General features: G+C 70.8%; 17 protein-coding genes. 9 read left to right on the forward strand and 8 right to left on the reverse strand.

What is annotated here, in order from left to right; genetic code table 11:
- The first annotated feature begins 124 nt into the window (after positions 1-124).
- The 3 genes from ACQP2X_RS34780 to ACQP2X_RS34790 all read left to right on the forward strand — a co-directional run bounded on the left by ACQP2X_RS34780 (position 125) and on the right by ACQP2X_RS34790 (position 5,586).
- Positions 125-826, forward strand: a complete 702-nt coding sequence (locus ACQP2X_RS34780; RefSeq protein ID WP_498689166.1) for a class I SAM-dependent methyltransferase — start codon at positions 125-127, stop codon at positions 824-826.
- A gap of 70 nt (positions 827-896) precedes the next feature.
- Positions 897-2,312: an argininosuccinate synthase gene (argG, locus tag ACQP2X_RS34785; RefSeq protein ID WP_498689167.1), complete on the forward strand. Its 1,416-nt coding sequence runs from the start codon at positions 897-899 to the stop codon at positions 2,310-2,312.
- Positions 2,313-2,346: 34 nt separating this feature from the next.
- Positions 2,347-5,586, forward strand: a complete 3,240-nt coding sequence (locus ACQP2X_RS34790; RefSeq protein WP_498689168.1) for an AfsR/SARP family transcriptional regulator — start codon at positions 2,347-2,349, stop codon at positions 5,584-5,586.
- Here ACQP2X_RS34790 and ACQP2X_RS34795 read toward each other — a convergent pair.
- Both ACQP2X_RS34795 and ACQP2X_RS34800 read right to left on the reverse strand, forming a co-directional pair.
- Positions 5,562-6,116: a dihydrofolate reductase family protein gene (locus ACQP2X_RS34795; RefSeq protein WP_498689170.1), complete on the reverse strand. Its 555-nt coding sequence runs from the start codon at positions 6,114-6,116 to the stop codon at positions 5,562-5,564. The two genes, ACQP2X_RS34790 and ACQP2X_RS34795, sit on opposite strands and share 25 nt — an antisense overlap.
- A gap of 36 nt (positions 6,117-6,152) precedes the next feature.
- Positions 6,153-7,220: a GAF domain-containing protein gene (locus ACQP2X_RS34800; protein ID WP_498689171.1), complete on the reverse strand. Its 1,068-nt coding sequence runs from the start codon at positions 7,218-7,220 to the stop codon at positions 6,153-6,155.
- Between the two features lie 147 nt (positions 7,221-7,367).
- Between ACQP2X_RS34800 and ACQP2X_RS34805 the strand changes: the two genes are divergently transcribed.
- From ACQP2X_RS34805 to ACQP2X_RS34820, 4 genes are all read left to right on the forward strand, one after another.
- A complete protein-coding gene (locus ACQP2X_RS34805; protein ID WP_498689173.1) occupies positions 7,368-8,984 on the forward strand; it encodes a SulP family inorganic anion transporter in 1,617 nt (538 codons plus the stop codon).
- Between the two features lie 62 nt (positions 8,985-9,046).
- Complete coding sequence (locus ACQP2X_RS34810; protein ID WP_498689175.1) at positions 9,047-9,352, forward strand: type VII secretion target; 306 nt, start codon at positions 9,047-9,049, stop codon at positions 9,350-9,352.
- Entirely contained in the window at positions 9,349-10,332 is a 984-nt protein-coding gene (locus ACQP2X_RS34815; protein WP_498689177.1) for a WXG100 family type VII secretion target, read from the forward strand. The genes ACQP2X_RS34810 and ACQP2X_RS34815 overlap by 4 nt, the downstream gene beginning before the upstream one ends.
- Before the next feature lies 1 nt (position 10,333).
- Entirely contained in the window at positions 10,334-10,666 is a 333-nt protein-coding gene (locus tag ACQP2X_RS34820) for a hypothetical protein (RefSeq protein ID WP_498689178.1), read from the forward strand.
- Here the strand turns inward: ACQP2X_RS34820 and ACQP2X_RS34825 are convergent.
- On the reverse strand, positions 10,655-11,023 hold the full coding sequence (locus ACQP2X_RS34825) for a YbaB/EbfC family nucleoid-associated protein (protein ID WP_498701106.1): 369 nt from the start codon (positions 11,021-11,023) through the stop codon (positions 10,655-10,657). The genes ACQP2X_RS34820 and ACQP2X_RS34825 overlap by 12 nt on opposite strands.
- A gap of 25 nt (positions 11,024-11,048) precedes the next feature.
- Positions 11,049-11,900, reverse strand: coding sequence for a pyridoxal kinase PdxY (gene pdxY, locus ACQP2X_RS34830; protein WP_498689179.1), 852 nt, complete (start codon positions 11,898-11,900; stop codon positions 11,049-11,051).
- An 84-nt stretch (positions 11,901-11,984) separates the two neighbouring features.
- On the opposite strand from pdxY, the gene ACQP2X_RS34835 reads away from it, so the two are divergent.
- Positions 11,985-12,749: an NPP1 family protein gene (locus ACQP2X_RS34835; protein ID WP_498689181.1), complete on the forward strand. Its 765-nt coding sequence runs from the start codon at positions 11,985-11,987 to the stop codon at positions 12,747-12,749.
- On the opposite strand, the gene ACQP2X_RS34840 is transcribed toward ACQP2X_RS34835, so the two are convergent.
- Together ACQP2X_RS34840 and ACQP2X_RS34845 are read right to left on the reverse strand one after the other, a co-directional pair.
- Positions 12,746-13,294, reverse strand: coding sequence for a dihydrofolate reductase family protein (locus tag ACQP2X_RS34840; protein WP_498689183.1), 549 nt, complete (start codon positions 13,292-13,294; stop codon positions 12,746-12,748). The genes ACQP2X_RS34835 and ACQP2X_RS34840 overlap by 4 nt on opposite strands.
- Positions 13,295-13,340: 46 nt before the next feature.
- Positions 13,341-14,483 (reverse strand): acyl-CoA dehydrogenase family protein, encoded by a 1,143-nt coding sequence (locus tag ACQP2X_RS34845; RefSeq protein ID WP_498689185.1) that lies wholly within the window; start codon positions 14,481-14,483, stop codon positions 13,341-13,343.
- A gap of 159 nt (positions 14,484-14,642) precedes the next feature.
- Between ACQP2X_RS34845 and ACQP2X_RS34850 the strand changes: the two genes are divergently transcribed.
- On the forward strand, positions 14,643-15,779 hold the full coding sequence (locus ACQP2X_RS34850; RefSeq protein ID WP_498689187.1) for an adenosylhomocysteinase: 1,137 nt from the start codon (positions 14,643-14,645) through the stop codon (positions 15,777-15,779).
- A gap of 44 nt (positions 15,780-15,823) precedes the next feature.
- On the opposite strand, the gene ACQP2X_RS34855 is transcribed toward ACQP2X_RS34850, so the two are convergent.
- Positions 15,824-21,565, reverse strand: coding sequence for a ThuA domain-containing protein (locus tag ACQP2X_RS34855; RefSeq protein WP_498689189.1), 5,742 nt, complete (start codon positions 21,563-21,565; stop codon positions 15,824-15,826).
- Between the two features lie 143 nt (positions 21,566-21,708).
- A complete protein-coding gene (locus ACQP2X_RS34860) occupies positions 21,709-24,519 on the reverse strand; it encodes a beta-galactosidase (protein WP_498689190.1) in 2,811 nt (936 codons plus the stop codon).
- Between the last annotated feature and the right edge of the window lie 49 nt (positions 24,520-24,568).

Here is a 24,568-nt window from a genome sequence, read left to right on the forward strand (position 1 = left end):
TGATGGACGCACACTGGCAACAATCCCTATCCCTGTCAATGGCCTTGATTCGAGTTGAGGATCCTTGTTCGATCATGTTGAAAATCCGCCTCCCCGGCGCTTTCGAAAGCCTTAGCATGTCGTGGTGGACAGCACCGAAATCCAAAAGCTCGTCGCCCTCGAAGACCGGCACTGGTGGTACCGGGAAAGGCGGGCACTTCTCGCCCGTAACCTGCGCCGGCTGCCCGGATCACCCGGAACGGCGCTGGACATCGGCGCGGCGGGCGGCGGAAACACCCGGGTCCTCCAGAAACACGGCTGGTCACCGATCGCCGTCGAATACGGCCACGAGGGCGCCACGGCCGCCCGTAAACGCGCATTGTCCACCGTACGCGGAGATGGCCGTCATCTCCCTTTCAAATCTGATTCGGTAGACCTCGTCGTGGCATTCGACGTTCTCGAGCACATTGACGACGATGAACGGGTTGTATCCGAAATGCGCCGGGTGCTGCGCCCCGGCGCCAGCGCGCTCATCACCGTCCCGTGCGACATGCGGCTGTGGTCGGCCCACGATGTCGCGGTCGGGCACCTCCGCCGCTACACGCGCGACACCCTGCGCACGGTCCTGGAGAACGGTGGCCTCGAGATCGAGCGGCTCTGGAGCTGGAACGTGCTGTTGCGCCCGGCCGCGGCGTACACCCGCAAGAAATCCACCAGCAGCGACCTCCGCAAGATGAACCCACTGGTCAACGCGGCCCTGAGCACCGTCATCGTCACCGAGCGCTTCCTGCCGGTGCAGTCGCTGCCGGGCGTCTCGCTGATGGCCCGCGCGGTCGTGCCCGGCTGACCTCACCAGCCCGCCCTGGACACGCCGGACGGGTTTTGCATGAAAATGCGGGAGGGTGCATAATCCTCCCGTGACCAAGGTTCTGTCCTCTCTTCCGGTCGGCCAGCGGGTCGGCATCGCCTTCTCCGGTGGCCTCGACACGTCGGTCGCGGTCGCGTGGATGCGTGAAAAGGGCGCCGTGCCCTGCGCGTACACCGCCGAGATCGGCCAGTACGACGAGCCCGACGTGACCTCCGTGCCCGACCGCGCGCTGGCCTACGGCGCCGAGGTGGCCCGGCTCGTGGACTGCCGCTCGGCCCTCGTCGAGGAGGGGCTCGCCGCGCTGGCCTGCGGCGCGTTCCACATCCGCTCCGGCGGCAAGACCTACTTCAACACGACGCCGCTGGGCCGGGCCGTCACCGGCACCCTGCTCGTGCGGGCCATGCTGGAAGACCAGGTGCAGATCTGGGGCGACGGCTCGACGTTCAAGGGCAACGACATCGAGCGCTTCTACCGGTACGGCCTGCTGGCCAACCCGTCGCTGCGCATCTACAAGCCGTGGCTCGACAAAGACTTCGTCACCGAGCTCGGTGGGCGCAAGGAGATGAGCGAGTGGCTGCTCGCCCACGACCTGCCCTACCGTGACTCGACCGAAAAGGCGTATTCGACCGACGCCAACATCTGGGGCGCCACCCACGAGGCCAAGTCGCTGGAACACCTCGACACCGGCATCGAGATCGTCGAGCCGATCATGGGCGTCCGCTTCTGGGACCCCGAGGTGGCGATCGCCAGCGAAGACGTCACCATCGGCTTCGTCGAGGGCCGCCCGGTCACGGTGAACGGCAAGGAGTTCGGCTCGCCGGTCGACCTGGTGCTCGAGGCCAACGCGGTCGGCGGCCGCCACGGCCTGGGCATGTCCGACCAGATCGAAAACCGGATCATCGAGGCCAAGAGCCGCGGCATCTACGAGGCGCCCGGCATGGCGCTGCTGCACATCGCGTACGAGCGGCTGGTCAACGCGATCCACAACGAGGACACGGTCACCAGCTACCACACCGAGGGCCGCAAGCTGGGCCGGCTCATGTACGAGGGCCGGTGGCTCGACCCGCAGGCGCTCATGCTCCGCGAGTCCCTCCAGCGCTGGGTCGGCAACGCGGTGACCGGCGAGGTCACCCTGCGGCTGCGCCGCGGCGACGACTACTCGGTGCTCGACACCAAGGGCCCGGCGTTCAGCTACCACCCCGACAAGCTGTCGATGGAGCGGACCGAGACGCCGGCGTTCGCCCCGGCCGACCGGATCGGCCAGCTGACGATGCGCAACCTCGACATCGCCGACTCCCGGGCCAAGCTCGAGCAGTACGCGCTGCTCGGCATGGTCGGCAGCCCGCAGGGCCTGGTCGGCGCGCTGCCGGCCGGCGGCGCCGAGGAGATCGCGTCGCGGGGCGCCGAGTCGGCCGCCGAGGACGCGCTGCTCGACCAGGCCGCCATGGAGTCCGGCACGGACTGAGTGGGGTCGACCCGCGGTCGTAGCATGTCCCGCTGTGCGCTTCGGGATCCTCGGACCGCTCGCCGTCACCACCGACGACGGCGAGCCGGTGGTGGTGCCCGGAGCCAAGGTGCGGATGCTGCTCGCCGACCTCCTGGCCCACCGCGGCCAGGTGGTCTCCGCGGACCGGCTCATCGACGACCTGTGGGGCGACGACGCGCCGGCCAGCCCGGCGGCCGCCCTCCAGGTGCGCGTGTCGCAGCTGCGCAGGGCGCTCAACGACGCCGAGCCCGGCGCCCGTGACCTGATCGAGTCACGGGCGCCGGGCTACCGGCTGCACGCGGCCGATGTCGACGCCGACCGTTTCGCCACGCTGGCCGCCGCCACCGCCCCTGCCACCACCACCGACGTGGACCGGCTGGGCGAGGCGCTCGCGCTGTGGCGCGGCGAGGCGTACGCCGACATGGCCGACCGCGAATTCACCCGAGCCGAGGCGACCAGGCTGACCGAGCAGCGCCTCGTCGTGCAGGAGCGGCTGGCCGAGGCCCGCCTGGCCCGGGGCGAACACAACCTGGCCGCCGCGTCGCTGGCCGAACTGGTCGCGCGTCACCCGCTGCGCGAGGGCTTGCGCGCGCTGCAGTTGCGAGCCCTGTACGCGGCGGGCCGGCAGGCCGAGGCCCTGGAAAGTTACGCCGGCTTGCGTTCCCGCCTCGCCGAGGAGCTGGGCCTCGACCCCGGCCCGGAAGTGACCGCCCTCCACCGCCGCATCCTCAACCAGGACCCGACCCTGAACGCGCCGCCCGCAGCCGCCCCGCCTGAAGCCGCGCCGCCTGATGTCGCACCGCCCGGAGCCGCGCCGCCTGGTGTCGCGCCGCCTGGTGTCGCGCCGCCTGGTGTCGCGCCGCCTGGTGTCGCGCCGCCTGGTGTCGCGCCGCCTGCAGTTGTCCGGCCGGACGAGTTGATCGGCCGCGACGAGGACCTGGCCGAGTTGCGTGCCTTGATTCCGGCCAGCCGGCTGCTCACTTTGGTCGGGCCGGGCGGGGTGGGAAAGACCCGGCTCGCCGAAGCCGTCGCGGCTGGGCAGACGCCGCCGGACGGCGTCCATCTCGTGGAGCTGGCGCCACTGCGGGGTTCCGGATCGAGCGAGGCCGGATCGAGCGAGGGCGGATCAGCGGCCGGCCGGGCGGCGGTGGCGGACTCGGGAGCGGCGAACTCGCGGGTTACGGGCACGCGAGCGGTGGCGGAGCAAGCGCTTGAGGCGCTTGGGCTTCATGAAGCGCCGGGCACCGCCGGGGCGGCCGATGATCGGCTGGTGGCGGCGCTGCGGCAGCGCGAGATGCTGCTCGTGCTGGACAACTGCGAGCATGTGGTGGAGGCGGCGGCCGGGCTTGTCGTACGGCTGCTCCGGGAAGCTCCGCGTGTGCGGGTACTGGCCACCAGCCGTGAGCCACTGGGGCTGAGCGGTGAACGGGTCTGGGAAGTAGGGCCTCTGGCTCTGCCCGGGGAACCGGGGGACGTCGCGGCCGTACAACAGTCGGCCTCGGGGCGGCTCTTCGTGGCTCGGGCGGCCGCTCAGCATCGCGGGTTCCGGCTCGACGCCGGGACCGCGCCCGCGGTGGCTCAGCTCTGCCGGCGGCTCGATGGGCTGCCGCTCGCCCTTGAGCTTGCCGCTACCCGGGTGCGGGCTCTGGGCGTACAGGGAATCGTTGATGGGCTTGACGATCGTTTTCGGCTGCTCACCACTCGGCAGCGGGATGTGCCGGAGCGACAGCGCACGCTGACCGCGGTGATCGGCTGGAGCTGGGATCTGCTCGAACCGGCCGATCGGACCGTGCTGGCGCGGCTCTCCGTGTTCCGCGACGGTTGTACGCCCGAGGCTGCCGAGCAGGTGTGTGACGCCGGCCTGGACGCGATCGACCGGCTCGTGGCGCGCTCGCTCGTGGTGGCCGAGGACGGGCCGCGCTATCGGCTGCTGGAGTCGGTGGCCGAGTTCGGCGCCGCGCGGCTTGCCGGCGCCGCCGCGATTCGGGGCCGTCACGCCGCGTACTTCCTCGATCTGGCCGAACGCGCCGATCCGCGGTTGCGCGGGCCCGAGCAGCGTGAGTGGCTGGCGGTTCTCGACGCCGAGCGGGCCAACCTGCGGGCCGCGCTCACCTACGGCGGCGGGCTGCGGCTGGCGCTCGCCCTCACCTGGTACTGGTTTCTGCGCGGGCGGCTCAGCGAGGCGCGCCAGGCCCTGGCCGCCGCCGGTCCGGCGGAGCAGGAGCGCCTGGCGGCGCCCTGGCGGCTTGGTCTCGCTCTGCTGCAGGGTGAGCCGGTTACTTCGGGCGTACGGGATGTGCTCGCTCCCGATCCGGACGGGCGCTCGGCCTGGTTCGTGGCCCACGCCGTGCTGGACCGCGGTGATCTGGCCCTCGCCGCCGAGCTGCTGCCCGACCGGTACGACGGGCCGTGGACCGAGGCCGCGGTGCTGACGTCGCGGGCGATGCTCGCGCACGCGGCCGGTGATCTGGCCGCGCTGGAGGCGGCGGCCACGCGCGGTGACGCGCTCTTCGCCGAGCTGGGTGACCGGTGGGGGCGGCTTCGGGCCAGTGACTGGGTCGGTGGGCTGGCCGAGTTCCGCGGTGAGGACGAGCGGGCGGCCGCCGTGCACCGGGAAGGGCTGCGCTGGGCCACCGAGCTTTCGCTGTGGCCCGAGGTCGGCGCCAAACTGTCCTGGCTGGCCTGGCTGGCCGTGCAGGGCGGCGACCACGAGAACGGCCGTGAGCTGGCCGAGCGCGCCTATCGGCTGGCCGTCGAGCAGGGTGCGCCGACCGCCGTCGTTTTCGCCGAGATGAGCCTCGGCATGGCGGCCCGGCGCTCCGGGCGGCTCGGCCAGGCCGTCACCCACCTGAGCCGGATCGCCGACGAGGGGCGGGTTCAGCCGCAGCCGCCGCCGTACCTGCCGATGATCCTGGTCGAGCTGGGCTACGCCCGGGAGCTCCAGGGCGATCCGGCGGCCGCCTGGGCGCTGCACGTGGAGGCGTACAAGGCCTCGATCGGCTCCACCCGCGACGGCATCGGCGCCGTCGAGGGGATGGCCGCGCTGGCCGAGCCGGCCGCCGCGGCCCGGTTGCTGGGCGCCGCGGCCGCCGCCCGCGAACAGAACGAGGCCCCGGCTTCCCCGGCCGAGCGGCGTGAGCTCGGCCGGGCGGAGCGGCGGGCGGTGGCCGCGCTCGGCCGGGGGCGCTTCGACGCCCTGGTCGCCGACGGGGCCGGGCTCACCCTCGATCAGGCGGTCGCCTTCGGGCGGTAGGTGGCGACGATGACGCCGTTCGTGAAGACCCGGGTGCCGATCAGTTCGAACGTGGCCTTCACGTCGCTCAGCGCGGTGCTGAAACTGGGCACGCCCTCGATGACCGGATGGATCCAGAACTTCACCTCGTCGACCAGGCCGGCCCGGACGAGCTGGGCGGTCACCGAGCCGTACCCGTACTGAACGATGTCCTGGCCGTTCTCCGCCTTGAGTTTCGTGACCGCCTCGACCAGGTCGCCCTCCAGCACCTCGGTGTTGTTCCAGGAGGGGTCCTTGAGGGTCGTCGACGCCACGTACTTCTTCACGTTGTTGAAGAAGGCGGCGCCGGTGCTGGGGTCGCTCTCGTCCATGGCCGGCCAGGCCTGCGAGAAGCCGTCGTAGGTGGCCCGGCCCATGAGCAGCGCGTCGGCGCCGCCGGTGATCTCGCCGGCCACCTCGGCCGCCTCGGACGCGAAGTACGGCGACGTCCACACCGGGTTGTCGATGACGCCGTCGAGGGTGAGGTATGTGGAGTTGATGAGCTTGCGCATGCCGAGCACTCTGCCCGGCGGCCCTTACGGTTTCCTTCAGGTCCGGTTCACGTAGGCGGCCAGGCCGCCCAGCTCCTCGCTGGCGATGAAGACCGACCGCACGCTGATGATGGCCTCCTCCACGTGGTCGGGGCAGCCCCACGCCGCGTCGCCCCATGAGTCGGCCAGCTTGATCTCGGCCGGGGCCGGGCAGGGCTGCGGGCCGCCCAGCTGGCAGTGCTCGGGGTGCGGAGCGGCGGCCTGCGCGGCGGCGGCCGCCTTCATCCGGGCGGCGCGCTCCTCGGCCTCACGGGCGGCCGCCTCGGCGCGCTCATCGGCATGGTGGCGTTCGATGGCCAGGGCTGCGGTGCCGGCGAAGACCCGGGCCAGCGCGAGGTCGGCCTCCTCCGGGACGCGCGGCTCGCGGTGGTACATGGCGAACGTGCCGAGCAGGCCACCGTCGCGGTCCAGGATCGGCGTGGACCAGCAGGCGGCCACGCCGGCCCGCCCGGCCAGGTCGCGGAAGTCGTCCCAGAACGGGTCGGAGGCGATGTCGGTGACGATGACCGGCTCCCGCCGGTGGGCCGCGGTACCGCAGGAGCCGACGCCCTCGCCGGTGGCGATCCCGTCGATCGCCTCGTTGTAGAAGGCGGGCAGGCTGGGCGCGGCGCCGTGGCGCAGGTGCCGGCCGTCGGGGTCGGCCAGCAGCACGGAGACGAGCACCTCCCGGGGCGCGAGCGCCTCGATGCTGCGGGCCATCCCGTCGAGCACCTCGGTCAGCGGCGCCTGGCGGGCGATCTGCTCCAGCAGCGCCCGGTGCTCGGCCATCAGCCGCTGGGCCTGCTTGATCTGGGTGGTCTCGACGCCGATCAGATGGACGCCGATCACCTCGCCGTCCGCGTCGCGGCGCGGCTCGAAGGTGAAGTCGAACGAGGCCTCGCCGACCGGGACGTCCCGCTGGGTGAGCGGCTTCCCGGAGCGATAGACCTGGTCGAGCGAATCCCGCAGGTCCGGCCCGGGCGAGAAACTCCCCATCTCGATCACATGTTCCGGCCCAGACAGCGACGCGAAGACCGCGGTCGCCTGACCGAACAACGCGCGCTGGTCCTCGTTCGCCTCTGACATGGACACTTGTCTACCAGCAAGCAATTTCGTCCTTCCATCCGCCCTGCTCTCAGCCGCCGCACGCTGATCCACCGCGCACTCATCGGCCGCGCGCTCATCCGCCGCGCGTGATGTTCGGGCCGGGACGCCGGGCCGACAATCACGGGCGTGGTGATCGCCGGCCGGGTTCGCAAGGTCCGCAAAGATCTGGTGGCCGGACTGACCGGGGCCATCAGCGGCGTGCCCGACGGCATGGCGGCCGGCGTGCTGGCCGGGGTGAACCCGGTGTTCGGCCTCTACGCCAGCATCTTCGGCCCGATCGGTGGCGGTCTCACCGCGGGCACCCGCCTCATGGTCATCACGACCACCAGCGCCGCGGCCGTCGCCGCCGGCTCGGCCCTCGCCGACGTGCCGGCCGCCGACCGCCCGCGAGCGCTGTTCCTGCTCACCCTGATGGCCGGGGCACTGATGGTCCTGGCCGGGCTGCTCCGGCTCGGGCGCTACCTGCGGTTCGTGCCGCACTCCGTGATGATCGGATTTCTGTCGGGAGTGGCCGTCAACATCATCCTGGCCCAGATTCCGATCCTCGCGGGCACCACCGAGAGCGGACCGCTCGCCCTGCTGCGGCACCTCGACCGGGTGAACGTCGGCGCACTGCTGGCCGGGCTCTTCGCCCTGGTCGTGCTGGTGGCGTTCCGGCGCACCAGGTTCGGGGCCTACGCGACGCTCGTCGCGCTGATCGTGCCCGCCGCGGCCGTGGCCGTCCTCCCGGTCTCGGTGCCGGTGGTCGGCGTCATCCCGGGCGGCCTTCCCACCCCCACCCTGCCCCGCCTTTCGGACTTCTCCCTGAGCCTGCTGGCCGGCGCGTTCGCGGTCGCGCTCGTCGTCCTGGTGCAGGGGGCCGGGGTCAGCGAGTCGGCCCCCAACCCCGACAAGACCCGCGCCGACCCGAACCGCGACTTCCTGGCCCAGGGCGTGGGCAACCTGCTGGCCGGCCTGTTCCGGGGCCAGCCGGTCGGCGGGTCGGTCGGCCGCACCGCGCTGAACGTCGCGGCCGGCGCCACGAACCGGTGGGCCGCCGTCTTCTCGGGGCTGTGGCTGGCCGTACTGCTGCTGCTGTTCTCCGGCCTGGTCGGCGCCGTGGTGATGTCGACACTGGCCGCGGTGCTCATCGTGGCCGCGATCGGCGCCTTCCGGGCCGCCGACCTGCGGGCGATCCTGCGGACCGGCGCCATCTCGAGGATCGCGGTCGTGGCGACCTTCCTGGCCACGCTGTTCCTGCCGGTGGCGGCCGCGGTCGGGGTCGGCGTCGCTCTGTCCCTGCTCATGCAGCTCAACCGGGAGGCGGCCGACCTGCGGGTGGTCCGGCTGACGCCGCGCGACGACGGCGCCTTCGTCGAGCAGCCGGCGCCCCGGCAGCTGGAGTCACGAGAGGTGACGCTGCTGGACGTCTACGGCAGCCTGTTCTACGCCGGGGCCCGGACCTTGCAGGCGCGCCTGCCCGACCCGGCCGGCACCGAGCGGCCGGTCGTGGTCCTGCGGCTGCGAGGCCGGGCCATGCTCGGCGCCACCGCCTTCGCCGTCCTGTCGGATTACGCTTCGCGGCTGGCCGACGCGGGCGGGCGGCTCTATCTCACCGGCGTCGACCCGGCGGTGCTCCGGCAGCTGCGCCGCAACCGCACAGTCGAGCGCGTCGACGGCGTCCGGATCTTCGAAGCGACCGACGTGATCGGCGAGTCCAGTCTCGAGGGCTACCAGGCGGCCCGGCGCTGGCTGGACCTGTAGCCCATAGCCGACTCTTCGCACAGCCGCGCGCCGGCATTGACGCGCGTCGTTACCGTGTCTCCATGTCCGATCGGGTGGGCGTGCGCTCCACCGAACTGGTCACGCACGCGGGCCACGTCGAGGCGGTGGCCGACGGGGTGGCGACCGCGGCCGGGGCCGGCCGTGCGGTCCGCGCCGACAACGGAGCGTACGGACAGCTTTGTGTGATGGTGCCGGCGATGCTCAACGTGCTGCACGACATCCTCGTCGACGGCCTCGACGAGTGCGCCGAGTCCCTGCGTGACACCGGCACGAAACTGCGTGTCACGGCCGGCGAATACGACGCGTCAGACGCCTATAGTGCCGGCTTGCGGAAGAACTTCGAATGAGCACCAACCCGCTGATCTCCGGCCCCGTCGAGCAGCCCAAGTCGCCTTGGGCCGGTGTCTGGCTGGCCGAGGACTGGCTGGCCGGCAACCCGGGCGCGATCGCCGGTCACGCGCAGACCTGGCGTAACGTCGCCGAGAGGCTGCGCTCCGAGTCGGACGAGCTGACCCGGGCGGTGCGGTTCGACCTGACCGAGTGGCAGGGTGCCGCTTCCGACGCGTACCGGAAATGGGCTGACCAGCGCGACCAATCGCTGCAAGCCCTGGCCAAGGCCTCCGACACCATGGCGCTGATCACCGAAGGCGCCGGGGTGCTGATCGCGACGGTGCGCATGATGGTGCGCGACGCGATCGCGACCGTCGTCTCGAGACTGATCGTGTACGCCGGCGAGCTGATCGCCTCGCTCGGCACGGCCACGCCGCTGGTGGTCGAGCAGGTGACCACGCTGTGCGCGGCGTGGGCCGCGAAGATCGCCCGCTGGCTCAAAGACCTGCTCTCCAGCCTCCGCAACCTCGGCACGATGATGCGCCGGCTCGGCGAGATCGTCCAGGATCTGATCGCCCGCCTGCGCGGCTCGCGCGGCCTGGAACGGGGCCTTTTCCGCGAGGGCGACGGCATCGCCCGCAACGGCCGGAAGATCCTTATGAGCCGCGACAACGTGCTCGCGCTGGCGGAGAAGTACGGCATCGACATGACGGACGTGAAGTTCGCGATCGACAAGTTCCGCCGCGGCGGCGGACCCGGCAAGGAGTTCTATGGCGTGACGATGCCCGACGGCGAGATCAAGCTCGCTCGGGACGCCTTCATGGACGAGGAGCAGCTGGCCCGCACGCTCGCGCACGAGCGCTTCCACCTCGACGAACTCCGCAACGGACTACCGTTCCCGTGGACCGAGGAGGCACGTCAGGCCTACGAGGCCCGGGCGTACGCCCATGAGGAACAGTGGTGGCAGGATCACAAGCACCTTCTCGAGGGGGAATGAGATGACGGACGCCGAGTGCCGCTGGGAGTCCTGGTATCAGGCCTTCACCAAGGTGTACGCGGCCTTCCCCGAGCCGATCGACGTTCCCTGCCCGGAGGGCGACGGCGGCCACATCCAGCTCACCTTCTATGGCAATCCCGACAGCCCGACGGGCTCGATCACGGCATGGTGTGACCGGTGCCACCACGGCATCTGGCTGGGCCGCGTCGGCATCCCGGCCGGCACCCCGCGGTACCCCTTCGGCAGTGGGCCGACGGACCGGCCCGAGATCACCCTGATCCCCGAGGCCTGGCCGACGCCGGACAGCGACGACGATGACGACCTAGTTCCCTAACTGCCGGTTCATCGACTCCATGAGTGCCCGCCCGGTGACGCTGTCGAGCCCAACGGTCTCGTCCGTCGCCTGAGCGAAGTCCCGCGCGAGCGACTCCTTGGCCGCCGTCACGGCGGACAGAATCTGCCGGGCCGTGGTGGCCGCCGGCTGCCGGCGGGTCTCCTCGTCGAGCCGCAGGTCGACGATCTGCCCGTTCGACCCGACGGTCACCTCGACGATTCCGTCACCCTCCCGCGCCGTGGCCGACAGGCCGGCCACGCGCTCGGTCAGCGCTCGAGCCTGGGCAGCGCGCTCCTCGAAGCCTCGCTGCCACTCCTCGATCCGCTCCACCGCCAGCCCGTCCAACGGCTCGTCCATCACGGCCTCACGCTAGGCGACCCCGTCAACGCACCTTTTCGGCCTTGAACTGCATGCGCGGGTTCGCGTAGAACTCCTGGGACTCCACCAACTGCAGTTCGCGCTGGCCGGAGCGGTACGTCGTCTCAATCAGGTCGAAGACGCTTGACGCCGTACGCTCCAGCGCCACCCCCGCGTCCTTGGTGGCCACGTAATGCGCGGTGAACAACGCCGCCGTCACGTCTCCCGAGCCGTTTGCCTTGAACGGCAGATGGGGCGTGTTCACCAGCCAGGCGCCGGACGGGTCGACGACCAGCATCTCGATCGTGCCCTCTTCGCGGTCCGGCCGTTCCACGCTTGTCACCAGCACCGTCGACGGGCCCATCTCGCGGGCCAGGTCGGCCGACTCGAGCGTCGACTCGATGCTCGCCGGTGACGTGCCCGTCAGGAAGCCCAGCTCGAACTGGTTCGGGGTGATGATGTCGGCCACCGGCACCACGCGGTCGCGCAGCAGCTCCGGGATTTCCGGGGCCACGAAGCAGCCCGACTTCGCGTTGCCCATGACCGGGTCGCAGGCGTACACCGCCGCCGGGTTCGCCTCCTTCACCCGGCGCACCGCGTCGACGATCACGTCGCCGATGCCCACGCCGCCCTGATAGCCCGACAACACCGCGTCGATCTGCGGGAACACTCCCCGCTCCTCCACGCCCAGCAGCACCTCAGCCACATCCGTGGGTGGGATCAGCGGGCCGCGCCACGCGCCGTACCCCGTGTGGTTGGAGAAGTTGACCGTGTAGACCGGCACGACCTCGACGCCGATGCGCTGCAGCGGGAACACGGCCGCGGAGTTGCCGACGTGGCCCCACGCGACCGCCGACTGGATGGACAGAACCTTCATCCCTCCAGCCTAGGGACCCGGCCGCCGCCATGTGTTCACGGCCTATCTATTGACCCTTTTCAATCACAACCGCGAAGATCAGCCATGCGCCTTGTACGCCTCGGGGCCGTGTCCGGTCTCGCCACCCTGTTCCTCCTGGTCGCGGCCTCCCCCGCCCTGGCCGACCCTCCCCCCAACCTCCCCCAGAACGCCGGCGGATACGAGCAGTCGTTCTCCCCCGCCTACGACTACGACACCGACGGCTGTTACGCCGTCCCCGCCATCGGCCCCGACGGCACCCTCAACGGCGGCCTCAACACCACGGGCGCCGTCAACGGTTCCTGCCGTGACCAATGGGATCTCGACAATTCGCAGACGTACGCCCGCTCGAAATGCAACAACGGCTGGTGCGCCATCGTCTACGCCAGCTATTTCGAAAAGGACCAGGCCGTCGCCGGCAGCGGTCTCGGCGGCCACCGTCACGACTGGGAACACGTGATCTCCTGGGTCAACCAAGGTTCCAACCAGGTCGAGTACGTCACCACGACCCAGCACAGCTCGCAGGTGACCTACACCCGTTCCCAGGTCCGTTTCGACGGCAGCCACCCGAAGGTCGTCTACCACAAGGACGGCGCCTCCACCCACTTCTTCCGGCTCGCCAACGGCAATGACGAGCCCCCGGAGAACCACTACCACAATTGGCGCTACCCAGCCCTTGTCGACTGGAACGGCTACCCCACCGTGGCCCTGCGCGACAAGCTGATGGCCGCCAATTTCGGCTCCGCCACCATCAAAATCAAGGACGGCTCCTTCGAATACCTCCTGAACGCCGCCAAGCCCTCCGGCATCCCCTTCAACCCGTACGGCTAAGACTTGACCAGGGGGCGGTAACGCAGGTGGACGACGCCGTTGGTGAAGCGGTGTTCGCCGAGGAGCTCGTAGTCGATGCGCGGGCCGGGTGGCAGGCCCGGCTTGCCGCCTCCCAATGACAAGGGCCAGACGAGCAACTGGCATTCGTCGACCAGGCCGGCCCGGATGGCCTGTGCCGCCAGATCGGCGCCTCCGATGGTGATGTCGCTGTCGGAGGCGTCTTTCAGTCGTTGGACGGCCGCCGGGTCGAAACGGCGCTCCACGCGTGTGCGGGCCGTCGGCGCTGCGGTGAGAGTCGTGGAGTAGACGACCTTGTCGGCCGCTTGCCAGGCTTTCGCGAACGAAGCCATGAGGTCGGACTTCGCGGCGAGGGAGGCGTCGGTTTCCCAGACGGCCATCAACTCGTACAGCCGCCGCCCGTAAAGGAACGTGCCCGCCGAGCGCATGATCTCGGTGGTGAACGCGAAAACCTCGTCGTCGGGCGGCGCCCAGGCGAAGACGCCGCCCTCGTCCTCGATGTAGCCGTCGAGCGAAACATTCGTCACATAGCTCAGCTTGGTCATATCTGTCCTACGAACGGCCAGGCCCGGATCAGACACCATAGCCGAAAATTCTTGCGGCGAGGTCGGTCATCACCTCGCTGGCCCCGCCGCCGATGCCCAGGATGCGCGCGTCGCGGTAATGCCGCTCCACCTCCGACTCGCGCATATATCCCATGCCGCCGTGCAACTGGACGGCCTCGTCGACCACGTACTTGCACGCGTCCACGGCGGCGTTCTTGGCCAGGCACGCCTCGCCCACGACCATGTCGCCGGCCGCGTGCCGCATGGCCACCCGCCGCGTATATGTCCGGGCCAGTTCGACGCGCTGCCTCATCTGCACGAGCTTGTGCCGCACCACCTGCCGCGCGGCGAGCGGCTTGCCGAACGTCGACCGGTTCCGCGTGTGTTCCACGCTCAGATCAAGGCATCGCTGCGCTATGGAGTACGCGTGCACGGCCACCACGATCCGCTCCGGCACGAACACCTGCGCGATCAGCGAGAAACCGTCGCCGATCAGATTGCTCGCCGGCACCCGGCAATCCGCGAATGACAGTTCCGCCGTGTCCGAACAGAGCCACCCCATTTTGTCGAGCCGCCGCGACACTGTGAATCCCGGCGTCCCCTTCTCCACGACCAGCAGGCTGATGCCCGAGGCGCCGGCGCCACCGGTCCGTACCGCCAAAGTCACGAAATCGGCCCGCGTCCCCGAGGTGATGAACATCTTCGCCCCGTTGACCACGTAGAAGTCCCCGTCCCGCACCGCCGTGGTGCGCAGCGCGGCGACGTCCGACCCGGCCTCCGGCTCGGTGATGCCGAGCGCACATATCTTCGAGCCCGCCAGCGCCGGCCGTACGAACCGCTCGATCAGCCCCTCGTCGCCGCCGGCCACGATGTGCGGCAGCGCGATCCCGTGCGTGAACAGCGCCGCGTGACATCCCGACGACCCACCGGCTTCGAGGAACGCCTCGGTCGCCACCACCACATCGACCGTGTCCCCGCCGTCACCGCCGTGCTCCTCGGGGAACCCGATGCCGTAAAGCCCGGCCGCGGCGGCCCGCCGGTGGAGCTCGCGTGGGATCTCACCCGCCCGTTCCCATTCGTCGAGGTGAGGTGCGATCTCCTGGCGTACGAACGACGCCGTCGCCTCTCGCAGCGCCGTCCGCTCGCTCGTCTCGAAGGGGTCTTCGTACATCGGTCCGACCTCCGCTACTATCGCCGCATGACCTCGACGCCCGGCGTGTGCCCTCTGCGGCGCCGGGCCGTGTTCGGTGACCACTCGTACCGCATGGACTTCTACCAGTAGCTCGGGCCGGCCTCCACCCTGCCCGCCGACTACTGAAAGACAACCGACGTGATTTCTGAGTCCTTGCTGTCCTCGTACGAACACCCGGCCGTGCGCTGGGCCGCCGCCCACATGCCTCTGCTGCACGAGACGATGGGCCGGTCCGGGGACGCTTTCGCAGGCGTACGTCTGGGAATGTGCCTTCATATCGAACCGAAGACCGCCGTCCTGGCCACCCTCCTGGTCCGGGCCGGCGCCCATGTGCGCCTGACCGGTTCGCCCGGCACGACCAAGCCCGAGGTGGCCGAGGCGCTGCGGGCGATCGGCGTCGAGGTGTACGCCGGTGACGACGACCCGCAGGTCGCCCAGGTGCTCGACCTCGAACCGGACCTGCTGCTCGACAACGGCGCCGACCTGACCCTCGGCCTGCTGGCCCGCGGCGTCCCGAGCAGTTTCCGGGGCGGCACCGAGGAGACGACCACGGGCGGTCTGCGACTGCGCGAGGGCGGCCACTCCGATGTGCCGTTCCCGGTCGTGGTGATCAACGACAGCCCGCTCAAGCAGCTGGTCGAGAACCGTTTCGGGGTCGGGCAGAGCGTGGTGCAGGGCTTCATGAACGCCACCAACCGCATGCTCCCGGGCGCGAACGCCGTGGTCGTCGGCTACGGCCCGTGCGGGCGTGGGGTGGCCCAGACGCTGCGCCTGCTCGGGGCGCGGGTGTCGGTGGCCGAGGTCGACCCGTACCGCAGTCTCGAAGCCGCCCTGGAGGGCCACGGAACCGGGCCGGTGGAGGAGCTGCTTCCCGGCGCCGACCTGGTCTTCCTGGCCACCGGGCGGCCCCACGTGCTCGGGCCGGCGCAGATCGAGCGCCTCCGCGACGGCGTGGTCCTGGCCGGCGTCGGCCACCGCGGCGACGAGGTGGATCTGGGTCTGCTCGGCACACCCGGCCCCGACACCGGGTCCCACCACCGCGAGCATCTGCTCGCCGACGGCCGCCGCGTCATCGTGCTGGCCGGGACCCGCATGATCAACCTGGTCGCGGCGGGCGGCAACCCGATCGAGGCCATGGATCTGGGTCTGACCCTGCAGGCGGCGTCGCTGGCCGCGATCGCCACCGGCACGGTCGGCCACGGCGTGCAGCCGGTGCCGGACGCCCTCGACCGCGACATCGCCGAGCGGTTCGCGGCCCGTCTGACGTCCTCGTAGAACACGGAGAGGGCCCGCCCGGCGACGGACGGGCCCTCCCAGCGTCAGCGCTTCGCGGCGATCCGGGTCGGGTCGCCGCCGAGGCGGCCGGCTCCCTTCAGCAGCTTGCCGTCGTTCGCCTTGACGCCGGCCGCGCTGGCCGTGCCGCCGAGGCGGACGATCATCGCGTCGGCGTCGCGGAGCAGCGTGTTCCGGACGTCGGCCTCAGTCGCCTGAGAGACAACCGCAGTCTTGAACGCGTTCAGCTCCTTGATGGCCTTGTCGTCCTTGCCCGCGGCCTCGGACTTGCGGGCCGCGTCCAGCTTCTTGGTCAGGTCCTTGTGGGCCTTGGCCGAGAGCCGGCTGGTCGCCTTGAACCGGTCCAGCAGGTTCTGCATGTCCCGGAACGAGGTGGTGACGTAGAACTGGACCGTGGTCGTCGTGCGGTTGCCCGCCTTGTCGACAGCGGTCGCCGTCAGGTCGTGCAGACCGAGCGGCAGCTCGTACAGCGCCAGCAGGGCGCCGTTCGTGTACGCCTGACCGTTCAGCGTCGCGCTGGTGCTCTGGACGCCGGAGGTCGGGTCGACCGCCTGCCACGAGATGCGCACGTCCTGGCTGTCGCCGTAGAGCTGACCGTGCGCCACCCCGGCCACCAGCAGTGTCGGCTTGGCCCCGTCGATCCGTACGACAGCGGATTTGAGGGTTTCCGCGTTTCCCGCCTTGTCGGTGGAGCGGTAGAGCAGCTCGTGCTGGCCGTCACCCTTGACGTCCACGGGCGAGGTGTACGGAGTCCACGCGCCGCCGTCCAGCGACCACTCCACCTTGCCGACCCCCGACCCGGCGTCGGCCGCGGTCAGCGTGACCGGGATGGCCCCGGCGTGCCAGCCGTTGTCGTTCGCCGGGGCGAACGACGCCGACGTCAGCGGCGCCGTGCTGTCGATCTTCACCGCGACCGACTTGGCCGCCTCCACGTTGCCGGCCTTGTCGGTGGAACGGAACCGCACCTCGTGCGACCCGTCACCGGTGACCGGAATCGGCGCGGTGTAGGCGGTCCAGGCCGTCGCGTTGTCGACCTGGTACTCGGTCTTCTCGACGCCGCCGGCGTCGGTGGCCGCGAGGGTGACCGTGACGTCTCCCGTGTGCCAGCCGTCGACCGGGGTGCCGGAGACCGACGCCGCGGTCACCGGGGCCGTGGTGTCGGCGTTGGCGGCGGTCAGACGGAAGTAGTCGAACGCCACCGTCTTGGCCGCGGTCTGGTCGGTGCCGATGCTGTAGATGCCGACCTTGGAGACGGCCGCGTTGGTCAGCGCCGGGAACGACGTCCACGTCGTGCCGTCGGCCGAGTAGGACGCCGTGTAGGTGTTACCGGCCTTGGCCAGCCGCAGGTGCCACACCCCCGACGTCAGGTTGCCGGACTGAGGCTGCGGATCCTGCACCGCCGCCCCGATCTCGCTGCGGAACTCGATGCGCCGGCTCGCCGCCTGCCCGGCCTCGTTGTCGAGGACGTAGTCGAGCTTGACGTAGTTGTCGTCGTCGCCGTAGACGATCAGGCCGGCCTGTTGGTACCGCTCGTTCAGCGCGCTCCCGTCGACCTTCGTCTCCACGGTCCAGTCGCCCGACGGCGCGTTCTGCAGGATGAAGTTCTTCGGCGCGGTGTTGCCCCCGCCGTAGATGTCACCGGCCGGGGTGTCGATCCGCAAGGACCCATCGGCGATCCTGTACGCCGTCGCGTCCTCCCGGACGACCGCGTTCCACCGGCACTTGTCGAGCGTCGTGCCGGTGAACTCGTCCGACGGGGCCACCGGCTCGGCCGGCGCGTCGGGCGAGATCTGGAACCAGTCGAACGCCGCGTCCACCACCGGGGCGGTGGTGCCGCCGTTGAGCGCGAACACACCGACCCGCGGGTTGACGATGCCGGCCAGCGCGGCCGCCCGCCCGACCGCCGTGAACGTCTGCCCGTCGGCCGACGTGGCCGCCGTCAGGTTCGTCCCGTCGCTGGTCAGCCGCAGGTAGAACGTGTCGCCGGCCGGGGCCGGGGTGCTGTCGCCGCTCTCGTTGCGCGGCGTACCGGCCGTCTCCCGGATGAACTCGACAGTGCGGGCCCCGTTGTAGAGCAGATCGAGCTTGGCGTAGTTGTCGTCGTCGCCGTAGACCAGGAGCCCGGCCTGCTGGTAGTTCGCGGTGACAGGCAGGGTGATCTTCGTGGTGGCCTGCCAGGCCCCGCTCGGCGCCGGTTGCAGCACCAGGTTGGTGGCGTCGTTACGGGCGCCGTAGAGGTCGCCCACCATCGTCGGCAACTTCAGCGATCCGCCGCCGACCGAGAAGGTCTGGTTCTCCCGGACCACCGACCACCGCGTGCGGTTCAGGCTGTCACCGAGGAAGTCGTCCGAGCGCGCCCCGAAGCAGGACGTGTTCGGCGCCTCGACCTTCACGGGCACATTGACGTACGCCTTCGCGCCGCGCTTGTCCGTGACGGTCAGCGTGGCCGTGAAGTTCCCCGGCACCTGGTACGTGTGGCTCGCGTCCAGCGTGTCGGCCTTGCCGCCGTCGCCGAAGTCCCAGGCGTACGTCAGCGGGGTGTCCCCCTCGGCGTCGGTGGCCGTGCCGTCGAAGGCGACGGTGACCGGCGCCGTGCCGCTCGCCGGCGTCGCGACCGCGCTGACCGTCGGCGGCGCGTTCTCCGTGACGCCGCGGCCGAGGAAGTCCATCCAGTTCACGTTGAACAGCGATCCGGCGCCGCCGCCCGGATCCTGGGCGACGAAGAACAGCGACTCCGTCTCGGTGGCGGTCACCGGGACCGTGACGTCGGCCCAGGTCTGCCAGCCGCCCGTGCCGGGCACCGTGGCCGTGGCGAGCAGCGGGCCGTCGGCCGCGCCCGACCTGATCTCGATGGCGCCGCCGTTGACGGCCGAGGCCACCCGGAAGCGGATCGAGTCGACGCCGGTCAGGCTGGCCGGGTCGAGCGACCACCAGTCGCCGTCCTCGATGAAGCCGATGTTCTGGCCGCCGCCGGCCGGGTCGGTGGTGGTCTCCCGCACGACGCCGGCGTCGCCGCCGCCGGTGCTGCCGGCCACCCGGCCGGTGCCGGTGTAGTACTCGGCCTGCTTGCGCTTGGGCTGCAACTGCTCGATGGCGCGGCCGGTGAGCGCGGCCGCCCCGCCCTCGCCGCCGTCGTCGGTGTACGTCGCCTCGAAGACCGCGAAGACGTCGGCCTCGGCGCCGTGCCCGGCCGCGAGCGCGGTCTGCACGGTGCCGGTGCAGCCGGTGTGCTGCTCCAGCGGGTGGGCGTGCTCGTCGTGGCCGAGCAGCACCTGCAGCTTCACCCGGTCGCACTCGATGGCGCCGTCCTCGGGGTCGGTCACCTTGATCGTGTACTTGACCTGGTCACCCCAGTCGAAGAAGCCGCCGTCCGGCGGGAACTCGATGGAGACGGTGGGAGCGGTGTTGCCGACCGTCACCGGCACGTTGGCCACCGCCGTACGCCCCTTGGGGTTGGTGACGGTGAGCTGCGCGTTGTAGTTGCCGGCCTTGGTGTAGGTGTGCGTCGGGTTGGCCTCGTCCGAGGTGCCGCCGTCGCCGAACGTCCAGGCGTAGGTGAGCGCGCCACCGTCCGGGTCACGGGAGCCGGCGCTGGAGAACTTCGCGGTCAGCGGCACCGGGCCCGAGGTCGGGGTGGCGCTCGCGGCGGCGATCGGGGCCCGGTCGCCGGCCACGTAGTCGATCCGGTAGACGCCGGAATCGTCGTTGCTGCCGCCGAAGCCGCTGCCCCACTCGATCATGTAGAGGGCGCCGTCCGGGCCGAACTCGAAGTCCATCGGCCGGATGAAGCTCATGCCGGTCAGCAGCTGGTTGATGTCGACCAGCGACTTGCCGTCCTGGCTGACCTGCATCGTGTACATCTTCGACTGGTTCCACTCGCCGAACATGGCCTTGCCGTCGTAGTAGGCCGGCCACTTGCGGTCGGAGCTCAGCTCGGCGTCGTACCGGTAGACCGGTCCGCCCATCGGCGCGCCGCCGCCACCGATCTCCGGGAAGCGCGGGTTGCCGCCGTAGTCGTAGTCGACGGTGGCCGCGATGGCCGGCGGCAGGTCGGTCAGGCCGGTGTTGTTCGGGGAATCGTTCTTCGGCGCCGCGCAGTCGAACTTGGCGCCGCTCGGCCCGGACGGGAACTGGTAGTCGTTGTAGGCGTAGTTCGCGCCGGTGCAGTACGGCCAGCCGTAGTTGCCCGGCTTGCCGACGATGTTCCACTCCACTGTGCCCTCGGGGCCCCGGTTCGGGTTGGTGGTGCTGGCGTCCGGCCCGTAGTCGGCGACGTAGAGGGTGCTGGTCTTCGGGTCGACGCCGATCCGGAACGGGTTGCGGAAGCCCATCGCGTAGATCTCCGGCCGCGTCTTGGCGGTGCCGGGCGCGAACAGGTTGCCGGCCGGCACGGTGTACGAGCCGTCGTCCTCCGGATGGATCCGCAGCACCTTGCCGCGCAGGTCGTTGGTGTTGCCCGAGGAGCGCTGGACGTCGTAGTCCTGCCGGCCCGCCCGCTCGTCGATCGGCGTGTAGGCGTCCGACTCGAACGGGTTCGTGTTGTCGCCGGTGGCCAGATAGAGGTTGCCGTCGCGGTCGAAGGTCATGCTGCCGCCCGCGTGGCAGCACGTGTTGCGCTGCGTGGCGACCTCCAGGACGACCTTCTCGCTGGCCACGTCGATGGTGTCGCCGGTGACCGTGAAGCGCGACAACAGGTTGCGGGGCGTCCCGTCGTTGCGGGCGTAGTACAGGTAGACCCAGCCGTTGGTGGCGAAGTCCGGGTCGAGCCGGATGCCGATCAGGCCGTCCTCGTTGCCGGTGAAGACATCGAGGTCGACAGCGGTGACCGTACGGCCGGTGTCAGGCTTGATGATCTGCACGCGACCGTCGCGTTCCACATAGAAGACGCGGCCGTCCTTGGCGATGTCCAGCTCCATCGGGTTGCTGGTGTTGCCGTCGAGCGCGACCTTCTCGAAGCTGCTGGTCAGCGAGGCGCCGCAGTCCGCGTCGGCCACGCCGGCCGCGGTCTGGATGCCGCCGAGCAGGTGGGCCAGGAACTGCGGATCGGCGAACGACTCGTTGGTGTGACCGCCGCCGGTGTACCAGGTCCGGCCGCCGTCGTAGTCGCGGCACCAGGCCGTCGGGTGGTCGGCGCCCATCGCGCCGGTGCCCGGGCTGTAGCTGGTCTCGTCGAGGGTGGCCAGCACGTGCACCTTGCCGCGCGGGTTGGCCCGGAAGTTGTACCACTCGTCGAACCGCGACCAGCTGTCCGGCAGGTGGGCGGTCGAGGGGTGAGCGTGGTCCTCGACCTTGACCGTGGCCTGCTGGTTGGCCGGGTGGTTGTTGAAGTAGGCGCCGACCAGCTCGCCGTACCAGGGCCAGCTGTACTCGGTGTCGGAGGCGGCGTGGATGCCGGCGTAGCCGCCGCCGGCCTGGATGTAGCGCTCGAAGGCGGCCTGCTGACCCGCGTCGAGCACGTCGCCGGTGGTCGAGAGCCAGACGACGGCCCGATATTTGGCGAGGTTGGCGTCGGTGAACGCGGCGCCGTCCTCAGTGGTGTCGACGGTGAATCCGTTGTCCTCGCCGAGCTTCTCGATGGCCGCGATGCCGGCCGGGATCGAGTCGTGCCGGAACCCGGCGGTCTTGGAGAAGACGAGCACCGAGTACGGGTCCGCGGCCGCGGCGGCCGGTGCCGCCTGGGCGGCCGGCGCGCTGATCAGCGTCACGGCCAGGACGGCGCAGGAGGAGAGGACGGCGGTGAGCACTTTTCGAAGGCGTCGATGGGGCACAGGATCTCCTTGTGTCCTTTGAGGTCGGTCCGGCCCGCCGAAAAGCCATCCCGCATCGATATTTGTTTAGTCCTTGGACAAACTTCGGGCCTGTGTCACGTTTCAAGCAAGAGCCCGTCGTGTAACGGTTAGGTAACTCATGGTCAACTAACCCCGCCCCGCTGGCTGCCGGCGATCGCCAGACGGGGCATGGTGACCGCGCCGGGCGACGTGGCGATGACGGCGATGGCCAGGGAGTTCCGGCCGTCCGTACGCAACGGCCCGGCCGGCAGGACGAAGTCGGTCTGCGGGCCGATGGCCGCCCCGTACTGCCCGACCTGCCAACCGTTGAGATAGACCACGGCCCGGTGGCCGGCCGGTGGCGTACCGGGGAAACGCAGCAGCACCGAGGTGTCCTGCCCCTCCGGCAGGCCGAGCCGGAACGCGGTGCGCAACCAGGTGACACCGGCCGGGACGGTCGTGCCGGCCCTCGGCCAGCCCTGGTCGGCGTGACCGGGCAAGCTCCAGCCCGCCCGCTCACCGTAGAGGCCGCCGTTGTTCAGCGCGCCGCGCACGGGATCGATCGCCGCGGTGCCCTGGATCCGCCACGTCACCGGCGCCTCCGACCCGTTGACCCGCGCCCCGACGAGCCCGCGAGGCTGCCGGAACCGGTTGTCGTCGGCCGTCCAGTCGTCGTTGTGGCCCATGTTCTGCACCAGCACCGACAGCACGGCCGGGGCACCCGGCTCGAGCAGACCGGCCGGCACCGCGAACTCCCCCGCACCGGGCGACGGGTTGACCGGCGCGTCCGAGTCGGCCTGGACCCCACCGGCCGCCGAGCCCAGATAGCGCCCGTTCAACCAGACCAGGTAGTTGCCGCGCTTGCCGGTGATGGCGTTGAGCGACACGGACGTCTCGCCGCCGGTGGCGGTGAACCGCCCCCGGTACCAGACGCTGCCGGTGTGGAAGCCGTACTCGTCGCTGAACAGCACCGGCTGGGTGAGCGGGACGAAGGGGCTCAGGCTCGTGGTCTTGTCCGCCACGGCCCAGCGGGAGTCGTCGAAGCCGGCAGCGGCCTCGGGCGCCTCGGCGTGCTGCCGCCAGCCGGTGAGCGCCGGCAGGGCGACCGGCCGTGGCCCCGGCAGGCGGCCGAGCAGCGATCCGCTCGGCGTGGGCCAGGTGGCGACCCGCTCGCCGTTCACCGTCAGCGCCCGCCCGGCCGTGAACACCTCGACCGGTCCGGCCGTCGCCGTGTCGGCGCGGAGCGCCACCGCTCCCGGGCTCGCGGTGGCCGAGCGCAGCAGGGCCGTGCCACGCACCAGGACCGGGCCGGCGGCGGTGTCGGCCCGCCAGAACGACGCCGCCGTGCCGGTGGTGCCGAGCAGGAGCAGCAGCGGCCGGCGGCCGCCGCCGTCGATCCGCACCCGGGCCAGGCCGCTGTGCGTGTAGTCGAGCCGCAGGTCGCCGCTCGCCGGGTCGAAAGATGGCGTGACCCGGCCGTCGAGGACGGTCACCCGGGGCCGGGACGGATAGCGCAGCACGGTCGCGCCCGGTGTGCCGTCGTCGCCGTGGAGCACCGCGACGTCCCGCCCGCCGATCGCCTCGTGGGTCAGGATCTCCGAGGTGGATGCCACGAGCCGCTGGCCACCGAAGGCGTACTCACCCACCAGGACCTTGGCGTCGCGCCCGGCGAGCGTCACCGGAAAGGCGTGGCCGCCCCAGTCGAGAGTGCTCGGCACGGTCGCCGTCCCCGGATTGCGCACAAGCACGAACTGGGCGCCGTCGTCCGGGTTGGCCCGCGCGAGCGTCTCCAGCCCGGCCGCCTGGGGCGCGGCCACCGGGTCGGTGCGGGTGAGCGAGCCGGCCGTGGCGCGCAGGAAGTAGCCCTGCCGCTTGTACTCGTCGTATTTCGCGGTGAGCTGCCGCGACTCGGTGATGGCGGCCCCGTAGTCGTACGACGTGTAGACGTCGTTGGGCTGGGCCAGCCAGCCCCAGTTGGTGCCACCGAAGCCCATGTAGTAACTGAAGGCCGTGGCCCCACTCGTGATCAGGTTGCTCTTCGGGAAATACCTGGTGTACGCCACGCCGGTGAGCTCACGGCAGGCCTCGTACCCGGCGTTGTTCACGTCGATCGCGCCCGCCTGGTACTCGGCCGCGAAGACCGGCGCGTCCTCGCGCACCCGCTCGGTGATGCCGGGCCCCCAGGCGCCCCAGACGGTCGCGGCGTTGCCGCAGTCGAAGGACTGCGGATAGTCGTCCACCCCCGGAATCTGCACGGCACCCGGCCCCGACGCCCAGGTCGAGGTCCAGGAGGCGGCGTCGCAGCACAGGTTGGTGGTGATCGGCACGTCGATGCCGTGCCCGCGCGCGGTGTCCTGAAGATCCTGCATGTACGCGGCGTCGGTGTTCACCGCGTACTCGTTCTCGACGTTGTAGAGCAGCACCGATCCGCCCCGGGTGATCTGATGCCGGGCGATGATCGGGTTGATGTGCCCGAGCCACTCGCGGTAGGCGGCGGTGTAGCCGGGAGCGCTGCTGCGGGCCCGCCCCGGCACGAGCTTGAGCCACCCCGGGAAGCCGCCACCGGTGGTCTCGGCGTTGATGTAGGGCCCCGGCCGCGCGATGACGTAGAGCCCGACCTGCTCGGCCGTCCGCAGCAGCCGGTCCACGTCGCGCACGCCGCTGAAGTCGTAGACACCGGGCGCGGGCGAGTGGAAGGCCCAGTCGAAGTAGATCGACACGGCGTTGAAGCCGGCCGCTTTCTCCTTCTCGAGGATGTCGCGCCACAGTTCCGGGCTGGGCAGCCGGAAATAGTGGAACTCGGCCGCCTGCACCAGAATCCGCCGCCCGTCGACCATCAGCGAGTGCTTGTCGTAACTGACCCGATGCACCGGTGCGGCGGCCGCCGACGCACCGGCCAGCCCACCCCCGGCCAGCGCCAGTACCAGAACGAGCAGGATGCGGCTGAGCTTCATGCCAGGCCCTTCCACGCTTGTCATTGACACGTGTAAATAGATACTCGCA

It is taken from the genome of Actinoplanes sp. CA-131856 (assembly GCF_050956135.1).
Classification (GTDB): Bacteria; Actinomycetota; Actinomycetes; order Mycobacteriales; family Micromonosporaceae; genus Actinoplanes.

Coding starts and splice junctions, on each gene's coding strand:
- ACQP2X_RS34795 (WP_498689170.1), bottom strand. CDS start 6,116: ATGCGCAAGCTCATCAACTCCACATACCTCACCCTCGACGGCGTCATC.
- ACQP2X_RS34800 (WP_498689171.1), bottom strand. CDS start 7,220: ATGTCAGAGGCGAACGAGGACCAGCGCGCGTTGTTCGGTCAGGCGACC.
- ACQP2X_RS34810 (WP_498689175.1), top strand. CDS start 9,047: ATGTCCGATCGGGTGGGCGTGCGCTCCACCGAACTGGTCACGCACGCG.
- ACQP2X_RS34815 (WP_498689177.1), top strand. CDS start 9,349: ATGAGCACCAACCCGCTGATCTCCGGCCCCGTCGAGCAGCCCAAGTCG.
- ACQP2X_RS34820 (WP_498689178.1), top strand. CDS start 10,334: ATGACGGACGCCGAGTGCCGCTGGGAGTCCTGGTATCAGGCCTTCACC.
- ACQP2X_RS34825 (WP_498701106.1), bottom strand. CDS start 11,023: ATGGACGAGCCGTTGGACGGGCTGGCGGTGGAGCGGATCGAGGAGTGG.
- pdxY (WP_498689179.1), bottom strand. CDS start 11,900: ATGAAGGTTCTGTCCATCCAGTCGGCGGTCGCGTGGGGCCACGTCGGC.
- ACQP2X_RS34835 (WP_498689181.1), top strand. CDS start 11,985: ATGCGCCTTGTACGCCTCGGGGCCGTGTCCGGTCTCGCCACCCTGTTC.
- ACQP2X_RS34845 (WP_498689185.1), bottom strand. CDS start 14,483: ATGTACGAAGACCCCTTCGAGACGAGCGAGCGGACGGCGCTGCGAGAG.
- ACQP2X_RS34860 (WP_498689190.1), bottom strand. CDS start 24,519: ATGAAGCTCAGCCGCATCCTGCTCGTTCTGGTACTGGCGCTGGCCGGG.